The sequence below is a fragment of the Acidovorax sp. genome (genome assembly GCF_047607405.1).
Lineage (GTDB): Bacteria > Pseudomonadota > Gammaproteobacteria > Burkholderiales > Burkholderiaceae_C > Acidovorax.
Window position 1 is genome coordinate 49184 of sequence record NZ_JASGDA010000098.1, and the last position, 19707, is coordinate 68890.

Below are 19707 nucleotides of genomic sequence, written 5' to 3' on the forward strand. Positions count from 1 at the left end.
GCAGTGCAGCAGGCGCAGCAAGCAGTTTAATCGGGGTCAGATTCCAATTAATTCACGCACAATTTTGGTGCCTTTTAATTGAGGGACACATCAAAATCAATAGCTGGTAGCGCCCACTGGATAAGCGCTAGCTGCCGATTTCACCTGGTTTTTCACTCCCCAAAACAGGCCGCCCGGGGCGCCCCCGGGTCAGGCGGCGGGGCGTGGCCTGTTGCAGCGTGTGGACAAATTCCGCGTCGCCCAGGGCCCATCCGCCCAGCAACGATGCGTTGAGCGCCGCCTCGTCGGCGCTGTCCACGCCCTCGTCCACCCGCGCCGCATAGGCCGCGTCGCGCGCGAAGGGGGTGTTGCCCAGCTCCCAGTACAGCCGGTGCGGGGTGATGAGCCTGTCGCTGCGCAGGCCCGCGTAGTGCCCGTGGCTGGACCAGCGAAAGCCCGCGGGCGAGTCGCACATGCCCTCGCGCACGGGAAGCAGGTCGAAGTGCGCCATGCACGGCAGCAGCCAGCGCTCGGCCTGCAGCACGGCGCTGCGGTAGCGCCCTTCCCACAGCGTGCCCGTGCGGTCGTGCCGCCGGTTGAAGTAGCGCACGTAGGCGCGGCCCACGCCCTGCATCAGCAGCGACAGGCCCTCGCCCGTCTGCGGGGTGGCGAGCAGGTGCAGGCTGCTGTCCATGAACACGTAGGCGTGGATGGCGACCTGCTGGCGGCGCGCGTGCTCGGCCAGCAGGGTCCACAGCGTCTCGCGGTCCGCCGCGTCGAAGAAGACGATCTGCCGGTTGTTGCCGCGCTGCACGACCTGGTGCGGGTGTCCGGCGAGGGCAAGGCGGGGAAGGCGGGCCATGGTTACTATGATTTCAGGAGCTGCCTGTGCCGTTCACACCTTGGTTTCAATACGTTTTTACATTGAAAGCAAGATATGACAGGCGCAAGCAGCTATTCTTTTTGAAGCAACCCGAAGCGGGCCGACAGCGCCCCGTCCAGCCCGAATTCCGCCAGGATGGCGGCCAGCCGCTCGCGCGCGCTGCGCTTTTTCTGGCCGGTGTGGCGCGCCACGATCAGCTCGTTCTTCATGCTGTGCTCCCAGCCCACCAGCTCCGTCACCGTCACCTGGTAGCCGCTGGCCTCCAGGTGCAGGCAGCGCAGCACGTTGGTGATCTGGCTGCCCATTTCGCGGGTGTGGATGGGGTGGCGCCACAGCTCGGCCAGGGGCGTGCGCGACAGGCTCAGGGCCTTGTTCTGGCGCAGGCACGCGGCCACCTCGGCCTGGCAGCAGGGCACGAGCACCATGGCGCGGGCGTGCTTCTCCAGCCCGAAGGCGATGGCGTCGTCGGTGGCGGTGTCGCAGGCGTGCAGGGCCGTGACGATGTCGAAGCGCTCGGGCATGGCATGGGCCCGCGCCGACTCGGCCACCGACATGTTCAGAAACCGCATGCGCTCGAAGCCCAGGTCGGCCGCGAGCTTCTGCGACGCCTCGACCAGCGGCGCGCGCGTCTCGATGCCGTAGATGCTGCCGCGCCCAAGCTGCTTGAAGAACAGGTCGTACAGGATGAAGCCCAGGTACGACTTGCCCGCGCCATGGTCGGCCAACAGCGGTGCATGGCCGCCCGTGGACAAGTCCTGCAACAGCGGCTCGATGAACTGGTACAGGTGATAGACCTGCTTGAGCTTGCGCCGCGAGTCCTGGTTGATGCGCCCGTCGCGCGTGAGGATGTGCAGGGCCTTGAGCAGCTCCAGCGACTGGCCCGGGCGCAGGTCGAGCTGCTCGGCGGCGGGCTTCATGCGCACCCCCTGCCCACGCCCAGCGCCGCCCAGCCCTCGGCGCCCAGGTCTTGCAGCACCTGCATGTTGCGCTCGTAGATCGCCTCGGCCTCGGGGAAGGCATGTACCGCGCGGTCGATGCTCTCCTCGCGCAGCAGGTGCAAGGTGGGATAGGGAGAGCGGTTGGTGCAGTTGGTCACGTCATCCGCCTGCGTGCCCGCGAACTGGAATTGCGGGTGGAAGCTGGCGATCTGGAGCACGCCGTCCAGGTCCAGTTCTTCCAGCAGGGCATCCGCGCGGCCCAGGAGGTCGTTGAACTCCAGAAAGTCCTGGAGGCAGTCCGGCACGATCAGCAGCGTCGTATCCCGCTCGTCCGCAGGCGCCTGGGCCAGGGCCAGCAGCTCGGCCCGCAGGGCCGCCAGCACCGCGTCAGCATCGTGCGCGCGGCACACCGCGTAATGGATCTGCCCCTTGGCATGCACGCCCTTGGCAAACGGGCAGAGGTTCAGCCCGATGACCGCGCGCTCCAGCCAGCGCACGGTGTCCTCGATCACGGTCGGCAGTGGCAGGGGTGAAGGCATGGCGCGGGCAGCCGGTGGAGAAGCGGAAAAGGGGCCGATTCTACGGGCGGCCTTTTCAGGCCAGCAGTTGCCGCCCCGTGAGGCGCGCGTGCTCACGCGCCGCGTAGCGGTCGGTCATGCCCGCGATGAAGTCCGCCACCACGCGCGCGCGGGCGTCGGCACCTTCGGCCGCCTGGGCGCTGGCCGCAAAGCTCGGCTTCATGGCGCCGGGGTCGGCCACGTAGGCGGCGAACAGGTCGCGCACCACCTGCCGGGCGCGGCCCGTCATGTCCATCACCTGCGGGTGACGGTACAGGTTGCGGAACAGAAAGCGCTTGAGCTCCTGCGACTGCGCCCGCATGGGCGCGCTGAAACCCACGAGCGCGGGCGCGGCGCGCACGGCATCCGCGTCGGCAGGGCGGGCATCGTGCAGCGCGCGCTGCGTGGCGTCGATCACGTCGTACACCTGGTCGCTCAACATGCGGCGGATCGCCTCGTTCAGCAGGCGACGCTGCGCCCGGGGTTCGCGCAGCGCCGGGTATTCGGCCTGCGCGGCGCTGCGGTAGCGGTCGAACAGGGGCACGTCGCGCAACTGCGCCAGCGTGAGCAGGCCGGAGCGCACGCCGTCGTCGATGTCGTGCGCGTTGTAGGCGATTTCGTCGGCCAGGTTGCACAACTGGGCTTCCAGGCTGGGCTGCTGGCGCAGCAGAAAGCGCTGGCCCACGCCGCCGGGCTCCTGCGCCTCCAGCGCCCGCGCATGGGCCTGGGAGCAGTGCTTGAGGATGCCCTCGCGCGTCTCGAAGGTAAGGTTCAGGCCGTCGAAGGCCGGGTAGCGATCTTCGAGCAGATCCACCACGCGCAGGCTCTGCAGGTTGTGCTCGAAGCCGCCGTGCTCGGCCATGCAGCCGTGCAGCGCGTCCTGCCCCGCGTGCCCGAAGGGCGTGTGCCCCAGGTCGTGGGCGAGCGATATCGCCTCCACCAGGTCTTCGTTGATGCGCAGCGAGCGCGCGATGGAGCGGCCGAGCTGCGCCACCTCCAGCGAGTGCGTGAGCCGCGTGCGGAACAGGTCGCCCTCGTGGTTCAGGAACACCTGGGTCTTATAGACCAGCCGCCGGAACGCCGTGGAATGCACAATGCGGTCCCGGTCGCGCTGGTACTCGGTGCGCGTGGGCGCAGGCGCTTGGGCATGGCGGCGCCCGCGCGATCGCGCGGGGTCGCAGGCATAGGGGGCGAGGAGTGGGTTTGAGGTCAAATCAGGCTCCAGCGCTTATCCAACAAGCGCCAGCAGCTATCAATCAAGGAGCAGCGCAGCAATCGTCGATCACCGCCCGCACCAGTGCATCCGGCGCGGGCCGCACCACCGCCTTGCCCGGCCCGTCGATGAGCACGAAGCGGATTTCTCCCGCCTCGTTCTTCTTGTCCACGCGCATCAGCTCCAGGTAGCGCCCCGCGTTGTCCTGCGCGTCCAGCACGGCGCCGCGCACCGGCAGGCCCGCACGTTCAATCAGCGCCGTCAGCCGCTGCACGAAGGCCGCATCCACCAGCCCCAGCCGCTGCGACAAATGCGCCGCCATCACCATGCCCGCCCCCACGCCCTCGCCATGCAGCCAGGCGCCATAGCCCATGCCCGCCTCGATCGCGTGGCCGAAGGTGTGGCCGAAATTCAAAATGGCGCGCAGCCCGGACTCCCGCTCGTCCTGCCCCACCACCCAGGCCTTGATCTCGCAGCTGCGCCGCACCGCATGGGCCAGCGCCGTTCGGTCGCGCGCCATCAGGGCGTCGATGTTCTGCTCCAGCCAGTCGAAGAAGGCCATGTCCGCGATCGGCCCGTACTTGATGACCTCGGCCAGGCCCGCGCTGAACTCGCGCGGCGGCAACGTGTCGAGCACGTCGAGGTCGCACAGCACCAGTTGCGGCTGGTAGAACGCACCGATCATGTTCTTGCCCAGCGGGTGGTTGATGCCGGTCTTGCCGCCCACGGATGAATCCACCTGCGCGAGCAGCGTGGTAGGCACCTGCACGAACGGCACGCCCCGCATGTAGCTGGCGGCGGCGAAACCCGTCATGTCGCCGACCACGCCACCGCCCAGGGCGAAGAGCACCGTTTTGCGGTCGCAGCCGCTGGTAAGCAGGGCGTCGAAGATCTGCTGCAGGGTTTGCCAGTTCTTGTATTCCTCGCCGTCCGGCAGCACGACCTCCAGCACACGGGCGTAGCGCCCCGCCAGGGCGGACTTCAGCCGCTGCAGGTACAAGGGGGCCACCGTGCTGTTGGTCACAACCAGGGCTGCTACGGCCGCTGGCAGGGCGTCGTATTGGCGAGCATCCCCCAGCAAGGCCGACCCAATGGCAATGGGGTAGCTGCGCTCGCCCAATTCGATGAGGACGCTGGATGAAGTAGTAGTCACAGGCATGGCACAGGGAATTGTCCCCATTATGAAAGCAGGGCACCCATAAAAAAGACCACCCTCCTGCACAGGAGGGTGGTTCGCTCGGTCGAGCCTGAATCAGAGGCGAGCGCCGTCGCTGCCGATCACCCCAGTCGCTGTCTGCCCGACAATTTCTATCATCACCTTGCGGCTATCTTCTCGGACCATTGTCGGAAATGACCTTGGGCGTAATGAACACAAGCATTTCACGCTTGGTCGATTCTTTGGTCTTGCTCTTGAAGAGATTTCCGACGACAGGCACATCGCCAAGCACGGGGATCTTGTTTTCTTGATTGGTTTCTTCCAACTCAAAAATCCCGCCAATGACAACCGTTCCGCCATTCTCGACGAGGATTTGAGTTTTTATATGTTTCGTATCAATTGCAACGCCTTGGTCAGTAGTTTCACCTCGGCTATCCTTGTTCACATCGAGATCGAGAATGATATTTCCCTCAGGTGTAACCTGCGGAGTCACTTCCAGCTTGAGTACGGCCTTCTTGAATGAGATCGTCGTGGCGCCATTGGGGGCCGTGACAGAATAAGGATATTCGGTCCCCTGTTCAATCAGTGCCTTGGTTTGATCCGCCGTGATGAGGCGCGGGCTGGAGATGATCTTGCCCTGGCCGTCGGCTTCCATGGCGGACAACTCCAGCGACAGAAAGCGAGTGGCCGTCGAATTGAAGATCGACAAGGCAAACGAGCCGACGGACGAGACGCTCGACACCGACGCTGGCAGATTCACGAAACTGCCGGTGGTCTCCAGGGCGCCAGTGGTGCTGTTCAGATTGGTACCGACACTGACACGGCTGCCGGTGGAGCCCCCGCCCAGGCGCACGCCCAGCGAGCGACCGAAAGTGTCCCGTGCTTCTACGATACGCGCCTCGATAAGAACCTGACGAACGGCCACATCAAGGCTTGCAAGAAGCTTCCTGACCTCTTCAATTTTTTCGGAGGTATCCGTTACGAACAATTGATTGGTTCGCGGCTCAGCAATCGCACTGCCACGCTCGGACAAGAATCGTGTCGATGCGCCACCGGAACCGGTGGAAGTGCTTGCCAATTGGGTCAGGATATCAGACGCCTTCGCATAATTCATTTGAAATGCCTGCGTCTTCAGCGGCTCTAATTTCTGAATCGCCTGGGCTGCCTCATAATCTTTCTTGGTCCGGGCATCAATTTCATCCTTGGGGGCGATCCACAATACCGTGCCAGACTTGCGCATGCCAAGCCCCTTGGCCTCCATGATGATCTGGAGCGCTTGATCCCAAGGAACGTCCTGCAAGCGCAACGTCAGCGACCCCGTGACTGTGTCTGATGTAACAATATTGAAATTGGTAAAATCAGCAATCACCTGAAGAAGTGATCTCACTTCAATATTCTGGAAGTTCAGCGAGAGCCTCTCCCCCGTGAACCCAGGGCCCTGAGTCAGCTTGGTTGGGTCAGTCTTCTTCTGGCGAATTTCAACCACGAATTGATTATCGCTTTGGTACGCGCTGTGTACCCATTCACCAGTTGACTCGATGAACAAGCGAACACGCTCGCCGGTTTGCGAGGCAGTAATCATTTGAACAGGCGTGCCGAAGTCAGTCACATCAAGTTTTCGACGCAGCCCTTCAGGCAGAGATGAACGCAAGAATTCTACAACGACGCCCTTTGCCTGTTGCTGCAAATCAACCCCAACTTGACTGCCCCCCAGATTTACAACAACTCGCCCAGCACCATCCGCGCCTCTGCGAAAATCAATATCCTTCAGCGGCAAAATATCGCTGCCGAAATTTTTCGAAGCAGCTTCATTATTCACAGGCTGCGCTATTTTCGAAACAGCCACAGGCTCAAGATACAACAGCAGAGATTTACCTTGAATTTCAGCCCTGTAGGATGTAGGCGATTTCAAGTTGAGCACAACGCGCGACCTGTCGCCCGCCTGGACAACATTGATCGATTTCAGATTTCCCTGATTCACATCGAACACCGATCGACCGGTGGAGTTGCCTGTGGAGGGAAGATCTATCGCTATGCGCGCAGGGGATTGGATCGAAAACCCAGTAGGCAATTGAGCCGGAGCCTCCGTCAAATCAATTTTGACAATCTCAGCACCACCTTGGATGCTTCCAGTCACAGCACTAATGGCACCCTGCGCATAGCCAGCGGCGCAAGCAGAAGCAATGGATGCGGCAGCAAAAAGGTTGCGGCAGTATTTCGAGAACAAACCATTAATTTGTATCATTTTTTACCCTCTTGCAAGTCAAGCGATGCAGTGCGCTCCACCCAATCTCCGGCAGCATCCTGCACTATTTCCCTTATCTGAATCGCTGTTTCCGTGATCCGTATGATCTTCCCGTAATTCTGACCCAAATAATTACCCACTTTTACCTGGTACAGCAGATTGTCAATCTTCAAAAGCGCGGTAGGCCCTCCCTTTTTATTCAAGCTCCCCACCATCTTCATGGAGTCCAGGGGGAACGCCTCCAGCGGCTCTTTTCTACGGGCCATTTCTGGGGCAATGAGGGTTGCGTTTGACGCAATCTGAACGGAATCCTTGCGAAGAGCTTGCATCAGCTTCATCTGATTAAACGGCTCAATCTGATCAGCGGCAGAATAGGACTCTGGTATGAATTTCTTGGGCTCAGTCAAGGGCGTCACATGCGACTTGGTGTTGGCGCGCTGATCAGCCATCCACTGACGCAATTCATCTTCCCCAGATGGAGCACACCCGGCCAAGAGAAGTAGCGCGCCCGCCATAGCGGCTGCACGATGCGACAACATCATTTCTTCCCCCCCGATTTCTTCTGCGCCTGGATTTCTTCAGAGTCCAAATATCGGAACGTGCGAGCAGTCGCGTCCATGGTCAGACTCGCTGAATCCTTGGCGCTCGGGGCGATATTTATATTGCCCAAGGTCACAATGCGGGACAGATTTGCAATATCCGAAGCAAACGCCCCCATGTCGTGATACTTCCCAGACACCCGTACAGCGATCGGAAGTTCAGCATAATAGTCGCGCACAACCACCTGCCCAGGCTTGAAAAGATCGAACTGAAGGCTTCGACCAAGACCTGCCTGATTGATATCGGAAAGCAATGCTGCCATTTCAGCCTTGCTGGGCAACTGCTTCTCAAGTTGTATCACATATTGCTGAATCTGCTCGCGCTGCTTCTTCAACGCTTCCAGGCTCACCGCCTTGGCCAACTTCTTTTGATAATCCTGGCGCAGCGCCGCCTCCTTGTCACGCTCCGATTGCAATTCGGTTTGGTAATCTGACAGCACAACAAACCACAGGACAACGGCCACGGCACCGGCTATGAACAGACATAGCAGGATTTTGGGCAACACAGGCCAGAGCGACGGGTCCCGCGAATCAAGGTTCCTGAACTGCTTCTGAACACTTTCCAGGCGATCAGAGAAGCCAATGACCTCAACTTCTTTTTTTGTTTTAGCCACTTCACTTCCTCCCTGGCATCGCAGCCGTCGCGCTGGCGGTGTCAATTGCCTTTTGGGCTTGACTTGCTCTCACCAACTGGAATCGCATGGTAAATGAGGCGACCCGCCTCTGATCCCGCTGACTCAGCGATATGTTGTTCGCAACAATCTCCACCAATTCAGGCTTCGCAAACCATGGCGTGTTGTTGGCAATGTTTTTCAATACCTCCGAAACCCGCTCATTGGATTGCGCCATGCCTTGCATGGTGATTGTCTGGTCCGCTTGCCGGAGCGTTGTGATATAGACTCCATCAGGCAACTGCCGTACCAGTTCATTGAGCAGATGAACCGGCAGATTTCTATCCGATTGCAAATCTTCCACTGCTTTCTGGCGCGCGCGCAGGGCTGCAATCTCGTCTTCGATGGACGCGATTTCCTTGATTTGGCCTTCCAGCACCTTGATCTCAGTCTGCAGGAAATTGTTCTTTGCCTGCTGGTCGGCGATCATCATTTGGAACCACCAATATATGCACCCAGCAATCGCCAGTCCTGCCAGGAATGCCCCGAACATCGTGGCCTGGAAAGCCTCTTTCCGGCGTTTGCGAGCCGCCTCCCGATGGGGAAGTAAGTTGATCAGAATCACTGCAGGAACCTCCGCATCGCCAAACCACAAGAGGTCAAATAAGAAGGCGCTTCACGCACCATCTTTTTCAGACGAACGGAACTTCCGATTTCCATGCCGTCAAACGGATTGACCGCGCCGCAAGCAAACCCCGTCTGCTGGGTAACCGCCTCCGTCAAACCGGGCAGGGGTGCCGACCCCCCGGCTAACATGATGTGATCCACTCGGTTGTAGGGCGTGCTGGTAAAGAAGAATTGCAATGCCCTGCCAATTTCTTGCGCCAAGCTATCCACAAACGGTCGAAGAACGGTGGATTGGTAGTCTTCCGGAAGGTCGCCACTTCGTTTCTTGCTCTCCGCCTCCTCGACCGAGAACCCATATTGCCGCACGATGAGCTGCGTCAATTGCGCCCCGCCAAATGCCTGATCGCGGTCGTACAGCACCTCTTCGTTGCGAATGACCTGCATGCTCGTTGTCAGCGCACCTACTTCGAACAAGGCCACCATCGCATCGACGCCCTTGCTGGGCAAGGCTTCGATGAGTCGCCCCGCCGCCAGCCGGGACGCATTGGATTCAATGTCGATCACGATGGGCTTGAGGCCCGCCGCCTCTGCCAGCCCCTGCCGGTCCTGGACCTTTTCACGGCGCGAGGCTGCAATGAGCACATCCACATCGCCCGGCGCGCTCTTGCTGGGGCCCACCACGCAGAAGTCCAGGCTGACTTCATCCAGGGAGAACGGGATGTACTGGTTGGCCTCCGACTCCACCTGGACTTCGAGTTCCTGCTCCGTCATGCCCCCGGGGAGCGTGATCTTCTTCGTGATCACCGCCGACGGGGGGAGGGCCAAGGCCACGTTCTTGGTCCGGGTGCCGCTCTTTTTGACGACGCGGCGCAGGGCCTCGGCAACCTCGTCGAATTTTTCGATGTTTCCATCGGTGATCCAGCCACGCTCCAGCGGCTCGATCGCGCAGCGCTCCAGGACCATGTTGCCCGCTTTATCACGCCCGAGCTCCACCAGCTTGACGCTGGAAGAACTGATGTCGATTCCCAGTAGCGGTGCGAACTGGCGACTGAACAAAGACCCCATTGAGATCAAGATTGGTCCCCTGTGACTTGCCAAAATGAGGCAACAAAACTTAACACTTCACATGAATGCTATCAGTAAGATAGTTCTCCAGCAAAGATTTTTCCCTGTGTAACGCTGAAGGAGCGTTGCCAAAAGCAGACGATTTTTTCTGCTTGCACAAGGGCATTCGGCAAGGGTTGAACCGCTTTCGGCAGCGCGTTCGAGGCCATGGCGGCGAGATTTCGGGCAGGTGCGGGGCGGCATTTTTATAATGCGCAGTCTTACCTGCCCGGAGCGATATGCCCTCCTCTCCATCGAAGCCCCCAGCCCCATCGGGTGCCCCTGCCGCTAGCGCCCGCCCTGCCTGGCTTCTGTGGTCCGTCCGCATTCTGGCCTGGGTGACGGGCTTGGCTGCGACCGCTGTGGTCGCCCTTGCGCTGACCATCGCCGTCGCGCTGGCCGTGGCCTATCCCAACCTGCCAGACATCTCCGACCTGGCCGACTACCGGCCCAAGCTGCCGCTGCGCGTCTATTCCTCCGAAGGGGCTCTGCTGGGCGAGTTTGGCGAGGAGCGGCGCAACCTCACGCCCATCGGCGAGATACCCAAGGTCATGAAGGATGCTGTGCTGGCGATCGAGGACGCCCGCTTCTTTCAGCACGGGGGCGTGGACTACAAGGGGATGCTGCGCGCGGGCCTGGCCAACCTGGGGCGGGTCAAGAGCCAGGGGGCATCGACCATCACCATGCAGGTTGCACGCAATGTTTATCTCTCTTCCGAGAAGACATTTACGCGCAAAATTTACGAAATCTTACTGACATTCAAACTCGAGCATTTACTGACCAAGGATCAGATTCTCGAGATTTACATGAATCAGATTTACCTGGGCAATCGCGCATATGGTTTTGCAGCGGCCTCGGAGAGCTATTTTGGCAAGCCATTGAAATCTGTCACGGTGGGCGAGGCCGCGATGCTGGCGGGTTTGCCCAAGGCGCCATCCGCGTACAACCCGATCAGCAACCCCAAGCGTGCCCGGTCCCGGCAGCTCTACATCATCGAGCGCATGGAGGAGAACGGCTTCATCACCGCGCAGCAGGCGGCGGACGCCAAGAAGGAAGAGATCAAGATCCGCACGGGCCCCGACAACACCCGGGTGCATGCGGAGTACGTGGCGGAGATGGCGCGCCAGCTCATCTTCGCTCAGTACGGCAACGACGCCTACACGCGCGGGCTGAATGTCTATACGACGCTCAATGCGGCGGAGCAAGAGGCCGCCTATGGCGCCCTGCGCCGGGGCATCATGGACTACGAGCGGCGCCAGCACTACCGCGGCCCCGAGAAGTTCGTCGCGCTGCCGACCAACCCGCAGGAAGTCGAAGACGCCATCGACGACGCCCTGGCCAACCACCCCGACAACGGCGACGTGCTCTCGGCCATCGTGCTGGAAGCGTCGGCCCGCAGGATCGTCGCGGCGCGGGCCAATGGCGACATCCTGGAGATCACGGGCGACGGGTTGAAACCTGCCCAATCGGGCCTCAGCGACAAGGCGCCGCCCAACATCAAGATCCGCCGCGGCGCCGTGATCCGTGTGGTGAAGACGCCCAAGAACGCCTGGGAGATCACCCAGCTCCCCGAGGTCGAAGGCGCCCTGGTGGCGCTGGACCCGCGCAGCGGGGCCATCCGCGCCCTGGTGGGCGGGTTCGACTTCGACAAGAACAAGTTCAACCACGTGACGCAGGCATGGCGCCAGCCGGGGTCGAGCTTCAAGCCGTTCATCTACTCGGCGGCGCTCGAAAAGGGCTTCACCCCGGCCACCGTCGTCAACGACGCCCCGCTGTTCTTCGACGCGGGCACCACGGGCGGCCAGCCCTGGGAGCCCAAGAACTACGACGGCAAGTACGACGGTCCCATGACCCTGCGCACGGGCCTGGCCAAGTCCAAGAACATGATCTCCATCCGCATCCTGCAGGCCGTGGGCCCCAAGACCGCGCAGGACTGGGTGACGCGCTTCGGGTTCGACGCGGAAAAGCACCCCGCCTACCTCACCATGGCCCTGGGCGCGGGCTCGGTCACGCCGCTGCAGATGGCGACCGCCTATTCCGTGTTCGCCAACGGCGGCTACCGGGTGAACCCCTGGCTGATCGCCAAGGTGACCGACCACAAGGGCCGCGTGATATCCGAAACCACGCCCCCGGCTGCCAGCCAGCAGCCCCGCGCCATCGACGCGCGCAACGCTTTCGTCATGGGCAGCCTGCTGCAGGAGGTCACGCGCTCCGGCACGGCCGCGCGCGCGCAGGCCACGCTCAAGCGCCCCGACCTGTACGGCAAGACCGGCACCACCAACGACTCCGTGGACGCCTGGTTCGCTGGCTACCAGCCCACCATCGCCGCCATCACCTGGATCGGCTACGACACGCCGCGCAACCTGGGCAGCCGCGAAACCGGGGGCGGGCTCAGCCTGCCGGTGTGGATCAGCTTCATGGAGCGCGCGCTCAAGGGCGTGCCCGTGGCGGAAACGCCGACGCCCCCGGGCGTGGTCAACGTCGGTGGCGAATGGTTCTATGAGGAATATGCGCGCAACGCTGGTGTCTCCAGCGTGGGGGTGGACGACCGGGCAGCGCCGTCCGCACCATCAACCGCCGCGACGGCGCCCCACGCGCCACCGGCAGCCGAGGAGCGCAACCGCATCCTCGACCTGTTCAAGAACTAACTAGGCAGAAAACCGAAGCTGCAAGCCCGACTGTGCCGAGGCGTCCCGGCTCAGGCAGTCGAAGAACTCGCCCGCGCCCTTGGTGTCCTGCCACGCGGCGCCGTCGAAGCGGTAGTGGTAGCCGCCCGAGCGCGCCGCCATCCATACCTCGTGCAGCGGCTTTTGCAGGTTGATCACGATCTGGCTGCGGTTCGGGAAGGTCAGGGTCACCATGCCGCCCGAGCGCTGGGCGTCCACGTCGGCGTCCGTGTCGTCGTTGATGCGGTCGCAACTGCGCTCGACGGCCAGGAGCAATCGTTCGGCGTGGTCCATGAATTCGAGGTCGGTCATTATTAGAATTCGGGCATGTTGAAGGCTTCCCAAATTCTAGTCAGCGCGTTTGTCCTTGCTGTCGTCGTGGCGGGCTGCGGCCAGCGCGGGCCGCTGTACCTGCCCACGGCGCCTGCCGCCCAGCAGCGGGCCACGTTGCCGGAAACACTCACGCCCGCCCCAACAGCGCGCCCGGCGGCTTCCGCCCCGCAGTGATGCACCCACAAGGGTGGGCCAGGAATTTCAAGCCAAATCGGCCTCCAGCGCTTATCCAGCAAGCGCGAGCAGCTACTTTTTATGTAGCAATCTGCGCCACGCCCGCCAGCCCAGCAGGGCGGCGAGGACGGCTGCGTACACCGCCACCTCGGCAAAGTCGTTCTTGCCCGCGCGCATCCACCAGAAATGCAGCACGGCCAGCACCGCCACGGCGTACACGCTGCGGTGCAGCGCCTGCCAGCGCCGCGCGCCCAGGGCCTGGATGGCGCGGTGGAACGACGTGGCCGCCAGCAGCGCGAGCAACAGCAAGGCCAGCGTGCCGACGAGGATGAAGGGCCGCTTGGCAATGTCGCGCGCGATGTCCGGCACGTCGAAGCCCATGTCGAACCACGCATAGCACAGCAGGTGCAGCACGCCGTAGAAGAACACGAACAGCCCCAGCATGCGCCGAAAGCGCGCCAGCTGCGGCGTGCGCGTCAGCACGCGCAGGGGCGTGACGGCCAGCACCAGGCACAGGGCGCGCAGTGTCCAGTCGCCGGTGGCGCGGATCAGGGCCTCTGCCGGGTTGGCGCCCAGTTGGTCGGCCAATGCGGCACAGGCCAGCCACGCGACGGGCAGCAGGCACAGCGTGAACGCCACCGGCTTGGCGGCGGGGTGCTGTAGCCAGCGCGCCTGCATCAATAGAACTTCTTCAAGTCCATGCCCGCGTAGAGCTGGCCCACCTGCGCCTCGTAGCCGTTGAACGGCAGCGTCTTGCGCTTCTTGGCGAACAGGCCGTCCTCGCCGATGCGCCGCTCGGTGGCCTGGCTCCAGCGCGGGTGGTCCACGGCCGGGTTCACGTTGGAATAGAAGCCGTACTCCTGCGGGGCAGCGCCGTTCCAGGCGGTGGGCGGCTCGTGCTCCACGAAACGGATTTTCACGATGCTCTTGGCGCTCTTGAAGCCGTACTTCCAGGGCACGACGATGCGCACCGGCGCGCCGTTCTGGTTCGGCAGCACCTCGCCGTACATGCCGAAGGTGAGCAGCGTGAGCGGGTGCAGGGCCTCGTCCATGCGCAGCCCCTCGGTGTAGGGCCAGTCGAGCACGCGCGAGCCCACGTAGGGCATGGTGGCCTTGTCGGCCAGGGTGACGAATTCGACGTACTTGGCGCTGCCCTGCGGCTGCACGCGCTGGATGAGCTGGGCCAGCGGGTAGCCGACCCAGGGGATGACCATGGACCAGCCTTCCACGCAGCGCAGGCGGTAGATGCGCTCCTCCATCGGCGCGAGCTTGAGCAGCTCCTCGATGTCGAAGCGGCGCGGTTTGTTGACCAGGCCCTCGACCTCGACCGTCCAGGGCCGGGTCTTGAGCGTGTGGGCGTTGCGCGCGGGGTCGGCCTTGTCGGTGCCGAACTCGTAGAAGTTGTTGTAGGTCGTGGCGTCCTTGTAGGCGGTGGGTTTTTCCATCGTCACCGCGCCGGGCACTGCCGAGCGCGTGCCCGTCAATGCCTGGGGCGCCGCCCAGGCAGGGAGCGCCGCGCCGGCCAGAGCGCCCAGCAGCAGGCGGCGGTTTTCATGGACGGCGCGCGGTGTGATCTCGCTGGCGCGGGGTTCGTTGGCATCTATGCGAATCAGCATCAAATTGCCCTCCAGCGCTTATGCAGCAAGCGCAAGCAGCTACCATTTTCAGAGCGTTCCGTAGCTGTGCAGACCGCTCAGGAACATGTTGACGCCCAGGAAGGCGAAGGTGGTGACGGCCAGCCCGACCAGCGCCCACCAGGCCGACACGGTGCCGCGCAGCCCCTTCATCAGCCGCATGTGCAGCCAGGCCGCGTAGTTGAGCCAGACGATGAGCGCCCAGGTTTCCTTGGGGTCCCAGCTCCAATAGCCGCCCCAGGCTTCGGCCGCCCACAGCGCGCCCAGCACGGTGGCGATGGTGAAGAAGGCAAAGCCCACGGCAATGGACTTGTACATCACGTCGTCCAGGATTTCAAACGACGGCAGGCGCGCCGCGATGCGCTTGCGCCCCAGCAGAATGCCCGCGACGATGAGCGCCGAGATGCCGAAATAGACCATCCAGTAGCTGCCGCCGTTCTGGGTGGCCCCCTGGCGGAACACGATGGGCTCGAAGCACAGCACCACGCCCAGCAGCCACAGCGGCGCGAGCTTGTACCAGCGCGTCTCGGTCGCCTGCTGCTTGATGAGGTAGGCGAACGCCACCATGGCCGACAGCGCGAAGGTGCCGTAGCCGATGAAGTTGGCGGGCACGTGCAGCTTCATCCACCAGCTTTTGAGGGCGGGCACCAGGGGCTGGATCTCGTGCGCCTCGCGCACCACGGTGTACCAGAGCAGAAAGCCCACCGCCGCGCTCACCACCAGCATCACGAAGCCGCCCAGGGCGCGCGTGCCGTACTGCTGCTCGTAGTACAGGTAGAAGGCCGCCGTCATCCAGCAGAACAGCACGAACACCTCGTACAGGTTGCTGACGGGGATGTGGCCGATGTCGGGGCCGATGAGGTAGCTCTCGTACCAGCGCACCAGCGTGCCGATGAGCGCCATGGCCACCGCCACCCAGGCGATGCGTGAACCGATCAGGCCCAGGGTGTCGCGCTCGCCGTCGGCGAACATGCCAAGCCAGTAGAACGCCGTACTCATGAAGAACAGCATGCTCATCCACAAAATGGCCGACTGGCTGGACAAAAAGTATTTCAGGCCGAACACCGTGTCGGCCCGCGCCAGGTCGTGCTGGTACAGGCCGATCGCCATCAGCGCCGCCGCCCCCACCACCAGCACCAGCACGCGCAGCGGGCGCCAGAACCAGCACAGCCACACGGTGCTGGGGATGGCGGCGAGCAGGATGCCCTTCTCGTACCCGTCCATGAAGGCGCCGTAGCGTTGCAGCGCATACAGCCCGCCCGCAGCGACGATGGCCGCGAACAGCCAGTCGAACCAGTTGCGGCGGCTGAAGAAGCCTTCGTTCAGGGTGATCGTCGTCGGGGTCGTGGCGGTATTCATGCGGTGCCTTCGCGGCGGGGCGGCGCGGCCCCGATCAGTTGGTGGGCGAGCTGTGCGAACTCCGGGTCGCCGTCCAGCGTCTTGCGGTTGGCGGACAGGGCCATGGTGGCGTGGGTGGCTCCGTCCTGGGGCGACAGCCAGACCCAGACGCGGCGCTCGCGCACGTACAGCATGGCAAAAACGCCCAGGATGAGCAAGGCGCAGCCCAGATAGACGACGTTCTTGCCAGGGGCGCGCGCCACCTGGAACACGCTGGCCTGCACCTGGGTGAAGTCCTTCAGCTCGAACGCCAGCGGCGCGGGGTAGATCTGCGCGTCAGAGAGCGACAGCACGGCCTGCGTCATGAAACCCCGCGTGCGCTCGTCCTGCGGCATGGGCGGCTGGCCTGCCTGCTGGCGGGCGAGCTGGGCCAGCTCGAACAGGCAGCCGTTCAGGATGCGCACCAGCACCTCGCCCGCGCGGGCGCGCTCGGCCTCGGGCACGCTGGCCTCCATGAAGTCCGACACGGCCTGCAAGCCGCCCGTGGGCTTGCCGTCCACCATGCCGCGCCCGGCAAACAGCGCCAGGGCGCGCAGCGCGGACTGCTGCAGTTGCTCGGCCAGGTCGGGGCGGGCACTGTCGATGGCCTGCGCCACGTAGCGGCGCACGGCCTGCTCGCGCGCTGCGGGGTCGGCCAGCAGGGCCTTCATGCGCAAAAAGCCGTCCATGCTGCCCTGGTCGTCCGCCGGGATGCGCAAGTAGCGCAGGGGCTCGGCGGGCGACTCGCGCACGCCCAGCAGGAACACGGGCACGCCGTCGCCCGTGTCCACCGGCAGCATGTAGTTGTGGTACTCGCGCGCCTGGCCCGCCGCATCGCGCAGCTTGTAGCCCACGCTGGGGCCTACGTTGCGCAGCTCTTTCTTGGTCACGGTCTTGTTGGCCGCGCCCAGGCGCGATTCGACGGACTCGCGCAAGTCCACCTTGCGCACGTCCACGCCCTGGCCCACGTTGCCGCCAAAGTTCTCGACGTTGATGGTGCGCAGCGCAGTGAACTCCAGCGTGAGCTTGTCGCCGCCAGGGTTCATCAGCTCGGTGGAGCCGCCCACCACGCCCTGCACCTCGAAGGGCTTGGCACCCGCCGCCATGGGCACGGCGCGCAGCGTGAGGTGCGAGCCGCCGTCGTCAAAGCTGGACTGGTAGATCTCCACGCCGTTGTAGCGGGCCGGGTGATTCACTTCCACGCGCGCCGGGGTCTGCGCGCCCGTGGCCTTGTCGTGGATGACGATCTCGCTGGCGAACAGCTTGGGCATGCCGGTGGAGTAGTGCTCCACGATGAACTTCTTCAGCTCGATGGAGAACGGCAGCTCCTGCAGCAGCACGCCGTCGGACTGGTTCAGGATGGCCGTGCCCGACTGCGTGCCCTCGGCCACCAGCAGGTTGGCGCGGAAGGTGGGGTTGCGGTCGGACAGGCGGTGCTCAGGTGCCACGTCCGCGATCAGGCCGCCGCCCCGGTACGGCGTCTTGCCGCCCAGCAGCATCTGCGCGCGCACGATGAGGTCGCCGTCCAGCAGCCCGCCCAGGCACACCAGCACGATGGCACTGTGCGCGGCGATGTAGCCGATCTTGTTGGCCGCGCCTGCCTTGGCGGCGACCATCCAGCCTGCGTCACGTTGTTGCAGCTTCACCTTCCAGCCACCGCCCGCCAGCAGGGTGCCGATGCGGCGCGCCTCGGCCTCGGCCGATTCATGCAGGTCGGCCTCGGCCTTGTGGTGAAAGGCTTTGAGGCTCTGCGCGCGGATGTTCTCCTTGCAGGTCTTCAAGTCCGCCAATATCTTGGGCGTGTTGCGGGCAATGCACAGCGAGGTGCTGACCACCAGAAACGCCAGGATCAGCAGAAACCACCATGCGCTGTACACCGCATTGAGCTGCAGCGCCCCGAACAGCTCCGCCCAGAACGGCCCGAACTGGTTGACGTAGTTGACCTGCGGCTCGTGCTGCTTGAGCACCGTGCCGATGACCGAGGCGATGCAGATCACCGTCAGCAGCGAGATCGCGAACCGCATCGACGACAGCAGCTCGACCCCCGCGCGCAGCGCCGCCGAACCGGAGCGGATGCGAAGGCCGTGGGTGGTGTCGGTCATGAAGAAAAAAAGGGGGCGAAAAAAAAGACGGGCCATCCGTTCGATGGACCCGCCTTGTTTTGGGGTTGTTATGGGCGGTTGGTTCCGGAATCCGATCAGCGCAGGCCGGCGATGTAGTCCGCCACGGCCTTGATTTCCTTGTCGTTCAGCTTGGCCGCCACCTGCGTCATCTGGATGCTGTTGGCGCGCTTGCCGTCGCGGAACTCGACGAGCTGCTTGGCCGTGTAGTCGGCATGCTGGCCCGACAGGCGCGGGTACTGCGCGGGGATGCCCGCGCCGTTGGGGCTGTGGCAGCCCGCGCAGGCGGCGATGTTGCGGTCAGCGATGCCGCCGCGGTAGATGCGCTCGCCCAGGGCGACCAGGTCCTTGTCCTTGGCGAAGCCGGGCTTGGCGGCCTTGGACGCGACCCAGTAGGCGATGTTCTTCATGTCGTCGTCCGACAGGGCCGTGGCGAAGCCCTTCATCACGGCGTCGTTGCGCTTGCCGGACTTGAAATCCTGCAGTTGCTTGACGAGGTATTCGGGGTGCTGCTGCGACAGCTTGGGGTTGGCCGCGATGGCCGAGTTGCCGTCCGCGCCGTGGCAGGCCGCGCACACCGCCGTGAAGCTGGCCTCGCCCTTGGCCAGATCGGGCTTCTTGGCGGCGGCGGGCGCATCACCCGCTGCAAAGGCCGGAAGAACGGGTGCTGCCAGGGCGGCAGCCATCAGCAGGGGGGCGAGCAGCTTCATATCGAGGGTCTTATTTATGTGCGCAAAACCCCGCGATTCTACAATGGCGCTCCCCCGCCCCCAACTCCCCGAATGACACCCCCCTCCCCCGACGCCAAGGCCGCCATGGGCTGGATGCACACCGCGCGCTTCCTGACCACCGCCGCGCAACTGCACCACCTGCCGCCCGTGGACGTGCCCGAGATCGCCTTCGTGGGCCGCTCCAACGCGGGCAAGTCCACCTGCATCAACACGCTCACGCAGCAAAAGCAGCTCGCCTTCGCGTCCAAGAAGCCGGGCCGCACCCAGCACATCAACCTGTTCGCCCTGGGCAGGCAGGGCGTGACGGACGCCGTGCTGGCCGACCTGCCCGGCTACGGCTACGCGGCGGTGTCGCGCACGGACAAGCTGCGCTGGCAGCAGGTGATGCTGAACTACCTGGTCAGCCGCCCGGGCCTCACCGGCATCGTGCTGCTGTGCGACCCGCGCCTGGGCCTGACCGAGCTGGACGAGGCCCTGCTCGAAGCCGTGCGCCCGCGCGTCGAGGCGGGTTTGAAGTTCCTGGTGCTGCTGACCAAGGCCGACAAGCTCACGCGCAGCGAGCAGGCCAAGGTGCTGTCCATTACGCGACTTCAGGCGGGCGGCGGCGAGGTGAAGATGTTCTCGGCCCTCAAGAAGCAGGGCGTGGATGAGGTCGCGCAACTGCTGTGGCAGTGGTCCCACCCCTCTCCACCAGAATCTGAGCCAAATCAGCCTCCAGCGCTTGATGGATAAGCGCTGGCAGCTATCAAAGGAATAGCGC

20 protein-coding genes are annotated in these 19707 nt (G+C 63.6%); 3 read left to right on the top strand and 17 right to left on the bottom strand.

What is annotated here, in order from left to right; all coding sequences use genetic code 11:
• Positions 1-127 precede the first annotated feature (127 nt).
• The 11 genes from QM569_RS11735 to QM569_RS11785 all read right to left on the bottom strand — a co-directional run bounded on the left by QM569_RS11735 (position 128) and on the right by QM569_RS11785 (position 10082).
• Positions 128-841, bottom strand: a complete 714-nt coding sequence (locus tag QM569_RS11735) for a transposase (protein WP_414987409.1) — start codon at positions 839-841, stop codon at positions 128-130.
• A gap of 92 nt (positions 842-933) precedes the next feature.
• The gene (locus QM569_RS11740; protein ID WP_414987410.1) at positions 934-1779 is read right to left on the bottom strand and encodes a class I SAM-dependent methyltransferase; all 846 of its coding nucleotides are present in this window, start codon (positions 1777-1779) and stop codon (positions 934-936) included.
• Entirely contained in the window at positions 1776-2339 is a 564-nt protein-coding gene (locus tag QM569_RS11745; protein ID WP_414987411.1) for a DUF1415 domain-containing protein, read from the bottom strand. The genes QM569_RS11740 and QM569_RS11745 overlap by 4 nt, the downstream gene beginning before the upstream one ends.
• A gap of 55 nt (positions 2340-2394) precedes the next feature.
• Positions 2395-3570: a deoxyguanosinetriphosphate triphosphohydrolase gene (locus QM569_RS11750; protein WP_414987412.1), complete on the bottom strand. Its 1176-nt coding sequence runs from the start codon at positions 3568-3570 to the stop codon at positions 2395-2397.
• Positions 3571-3613: 43 nt separating this feature from the next.
• Positions 3614-4729 carry a 3-dehydroquinate synthase gene (aroB, locus tag QM569_RS11755; protein ID WP_414987413.1) on the bottom strand — a complete coding sequence of 372 codons (1116 nt, stop codon included), beginning with the start codon at positions 4727-4729 and terminating at the stop codon, positions 3614-3616.
• 166 nt (positions 4730-4895) lie between these two features.
• Positions 4896-6971 carry a type IV pilus secretin PilQ gene (pilQ, locus tag QM569_RS11760; RefSeq protein WP_414987414.1) on the bottom strand — a complete coding sequence of 692 codons (2076 nt, stop codon included), beginning with the start codon at positions 6969-6971 and terminating at the stop codon, positions 4896-4898.
• Positions 6968-7510 carry a pilus assembly protein PilP gene (locus QM569_RS11765; protein WP_414987447.1) on the bottom strand — a complete coding sequence of 181 codons (543 nt, stop codon included), beginning with the start codon at positions 7508-7510 and terminating at the stop codon, positions 6968-6970. Before QM569_RS11765 ends, pilQ begins: the two co-directional genes overlap by 4 nt.
• On the bottom strand, positions 7510-8184 hold the full coding sequence (locus tag QM569_RS11770; protein WP_414987415.1) for a type 4a pilus biogenesis protein PilO: 675 nt from the start codon (positions 8182-8184) through the stop codon (positions 7510-7512). The genes QM569_RS11765 and QM569_RS11770 overlap by 1 nt, the downstream gene beginning before the upstream one ends.
• A gap of 1 nt (position 8185) precedes the next feature.
• Positions 8186-8806: a PilN domain-containing protein gene (locus QM569_RS11775; RefSeq protein ID WP_414987416.1), complete on the bottom strand. Its 621-nt coding sequence runs from the start codon at positions 8804-8806 to the stop codon at positions 8186-8188.
• Positions 8803-9882, bottom strand: a complete 1080-nt coding sequence (locus tag QM569_RS11780) for a pilus assembly protein PilM (protein WP_414987417.1) — start codon at positions 9880-9882, stop codon at positions 8803-8805. Before QM569_RS11780 ends, QM569_RS11775 begins: the two co-directional genes overlap by 4 nt.
• Before the next feature lie 62 nt (positions 9883-9944).
• A complete protein-coding gene (locus QM569_RS11785; protein WP_414987418.1) occupies positions 9945-10082 on the bottom strand; it encodes a hypothetical protein in 138 nt (45 codons plus the stop codon).
• A gap of 69 nt (positions 10083-10151) precedes the next feature.
• Here QM569_RS11785 and QM569_RS11790 point away from each other — a divergent pair, with 69 nt between their 5' ends.
• Positions 10152-12560, top strand: coding sequence for a penicillin-binding protein 1A (locus QM569_RS11790; protein WP_414987419.1), 2409 nt, complete (start codon positions 10152-10154; stop codon positions 12558-12560).
• On the opposite strand, the gene cyaY is transcribed toward QM569_RS11790, so the two are convergent.
• The gene (gene cyaY / locus QM569_RS11795; RefSeq protein ID WP_414987420.1) at positions 12561-12890 is read right to left on the bottom strand and encodes an iron donor protein CyaY; all 330 of its coding nucleotides are present in this window, start codon (positions 12888-12890) and stop codon (positions 12561-12563) included. It lies immediately after the preceding gene.
• Positions 12891-12905: 15 nt separating this feature from the next.
• Between cyaY and lptM the strand changes: the two genes are divergently transcribed.
• Entirely contained in the window at positions 12906-13085 is a 180-nt protein-coding gene (gene lptM, locus QM569_RS11800) for an LPS translocon maturation chaperone LptM (RefSeq protein WP_414987421.1), read from the top strand.
• A 72-nt stretch (positions 13086-13157) separates the two neighbouring features.
• Here the strand turns inward: lptM and QM569_RS11805 are convergent, their stop codons facing one another.
• The 5 genes from QM569_RS11805 to QM569_RS11825 form a co-directional block, all read right to left on the bottom strand.
• Positions 13158-13763 (bottom strand): sulfite oxidase heme-binding subunit YedZ, encoded by a 606-nt coding sequence (locus tag QM569_RS11805; protein ID WP_414987422.1) that lies wholly within the window; start codon positions 13761-13763, stop codon positions 13158-13160.
• Positions 13763-14701: a protein-methionine-sulfoxide reductase catalytic subunit MsrP gene (gene msrP, locus QM569_RS11810; RefSeq protein WP_414987423.1), complete on the bottom strand. Its 939-nt coding sequence runs from the start codon at positions 14699-14701 to the stop codon at positions 13763-13765. The genes QM569_RS11805 and msrP overlap by 1 nt, the downstream gene beginning before the upstream one ends.
• A gap of 48 nt (positions 14702-14749) precedes the next feature.
• A complete protein-coding gene (ccsB, locus tag QM569_RS11815; protein ID WP_414987424.1) occupies positions 14750-16078 on the bottom strand; it encodes a c-type cytochrome biogenesis protein CcsB in 1329 nt (442 codons plus the stop codon).
• A complete protein-coding gene (locus tag QM569_RS11820; RefSeq protein WP_414987425.1) occupies positions 16075-18198 on the bottom strand; it encodes a cytochrome c biogenesis protein ResB in 2124 nt (707 codons plus the stop codon). Before QM569_RS11820 ends, ccsB begins: the two co-directional genes overlap by 4 nt.
• 95 nt (positions 18199-18293) lie before the next feature.
• Complete coding sequence (locus QM569_RS11825) at positions 18294-18926, bottom strand: c-type cytochrome (protein ID WP_414987426.1); 633 nt, start codon at positions 18924-18926, stop codon at positions 18294-18296.
• Between the two features lie 105 nt (positions 18927-19031).
• Here QM569_RS11825 and yihA point away from each other — a divergent pair, with 105 nt between their 5' ends.
• Positions 19032-19679 carry a ribosome biogenesis GTP-binding protein YihA/YsxC gene (yihA, locus tag QM569_RS11830; RefSeq protein WP_414987448.1) on the top strand — a complete coding sequence of 216 codons (648 nt, stop codon included), beginning with the start codon at positions 19032-19034 and terminating at the stop codon, positions 19677-19679.
• Positions 19680-19707 lie beyond the last annotated feature (28 nt).

Excerpts from the sequence above, each read along its gene's own strand:
- QM569_RS11735 (WP_414987409.1), bottom strand. The coding sequence starts at position 841 with ATGGCCCGCCTTCCCCGCCTTGCCCTCGCCGGACACCCGCACCAGGTC.
- QM569_RS11740 (WP_414987410.1), bottom strand. The coding sequence starts at position 1,779 with ATGAAGCCCGCCGCCGAGCAGCTCGACCTGCGCCCGGGCCAGTCGCTG.
- QM569_RS11745 (WP_414987411.1), bottom strand. The coding sequence starts at position 2,339 with ATGCCTTCACCCCTGCCACTGCCGACCGTGATCGAGGACACCGTGCGC.
- aroB (WP_414987413.1), bottom strand. The coding sequence starts at position 4,729 with ATGCCTGTGACTACTACTTCATCCAGCGTCCTCATCGAATTGGGCGAG.
- pilQ (WP_414987414.1), bottom strand. The coding sequence starts at position 6,971 with ATGATACAAATTAATGGTTTGTTCTCGAAATACTGCCGCAACCTTTTT.
- QM569_RS11765 (WP_414987447.1), bottom strand. The coding sequence starts at position 7,510 with ATGTTGTCGCATCGTGCAGCCGCTATGGCGGGCGCGCTACTTCTCTTG.
- QM569_RS11785 (WP_414987418.1), bottom strand. The coding sequence starts at position 10,082 with ATGGCCTCGAACGCGCTGCCGAAAGCGGTTCAACCCTTGCCGAATGCC.
- QM569_RS11790 (WP_414987419.1), top strand. The coding sequence starts at position 10,152 with ATGCCCTCCTCTCCATCGAAGCCCCCAGCCCCATCGGGTGCCCCTGCC.
- cyaY (WP_414987420.1), bottom strand. The coding sequence starts at position 12,890 with ATGACCGACCTCGAATTCATGGACCACGCCGAACGATTGCTCCTGGCC.
- lptM (WP_414987421.1), top strand. The coding sequence starts at position 12,906 with ATGTTGAAGGCTTCCCAAATTCTAGTCAGCGCGTTTGTCCTTGCTGTC.
- QM569_RS11805 (WP_414987422.1), bottom strand. The coding sequence starts at position 13,763 with ATGCAGGCGCGCTGGCTACAGCACCCCGCCGCCAAGCCGGTGGCGTTC.
- msrP (WP_414987423.1), bottom strand. The coding sequence starts at position 14,701 with ATGCTGATTCGCATAGATGCCAACGAACCCCGCGCCAGCGAGATCACA.
- ccsB (WP_414987424.1), bottom strand. The coding sequence starts at position 16,078 with ATGAATACCGCCACGACCCCGACGACGATCACCCTGAACGAAGGCTTC.
- QM569_RS11820 (WP_414987425.1), bottom strand. The coding sequence starts at position 18,198 with ATGACCGACACCACCCACGGCCTTCGCATCCGCTCCGGTTCGGCGGCG.
- QM569_RS11825 (WP_414987426.1), bottom strand. The coding sequence starts at position 18,926 with ATGAAGCTGCTCGCCCCCCTGCTGATGGCTGCCGCCCTGGCAGCACCC.
- yihA (WP_414987448.1), top strand. The coding sequence starts at position 19,032 with ATGGGCTGGATGCACACCGCGCGCTTCCTGACCACCGCCGCGCAACTG.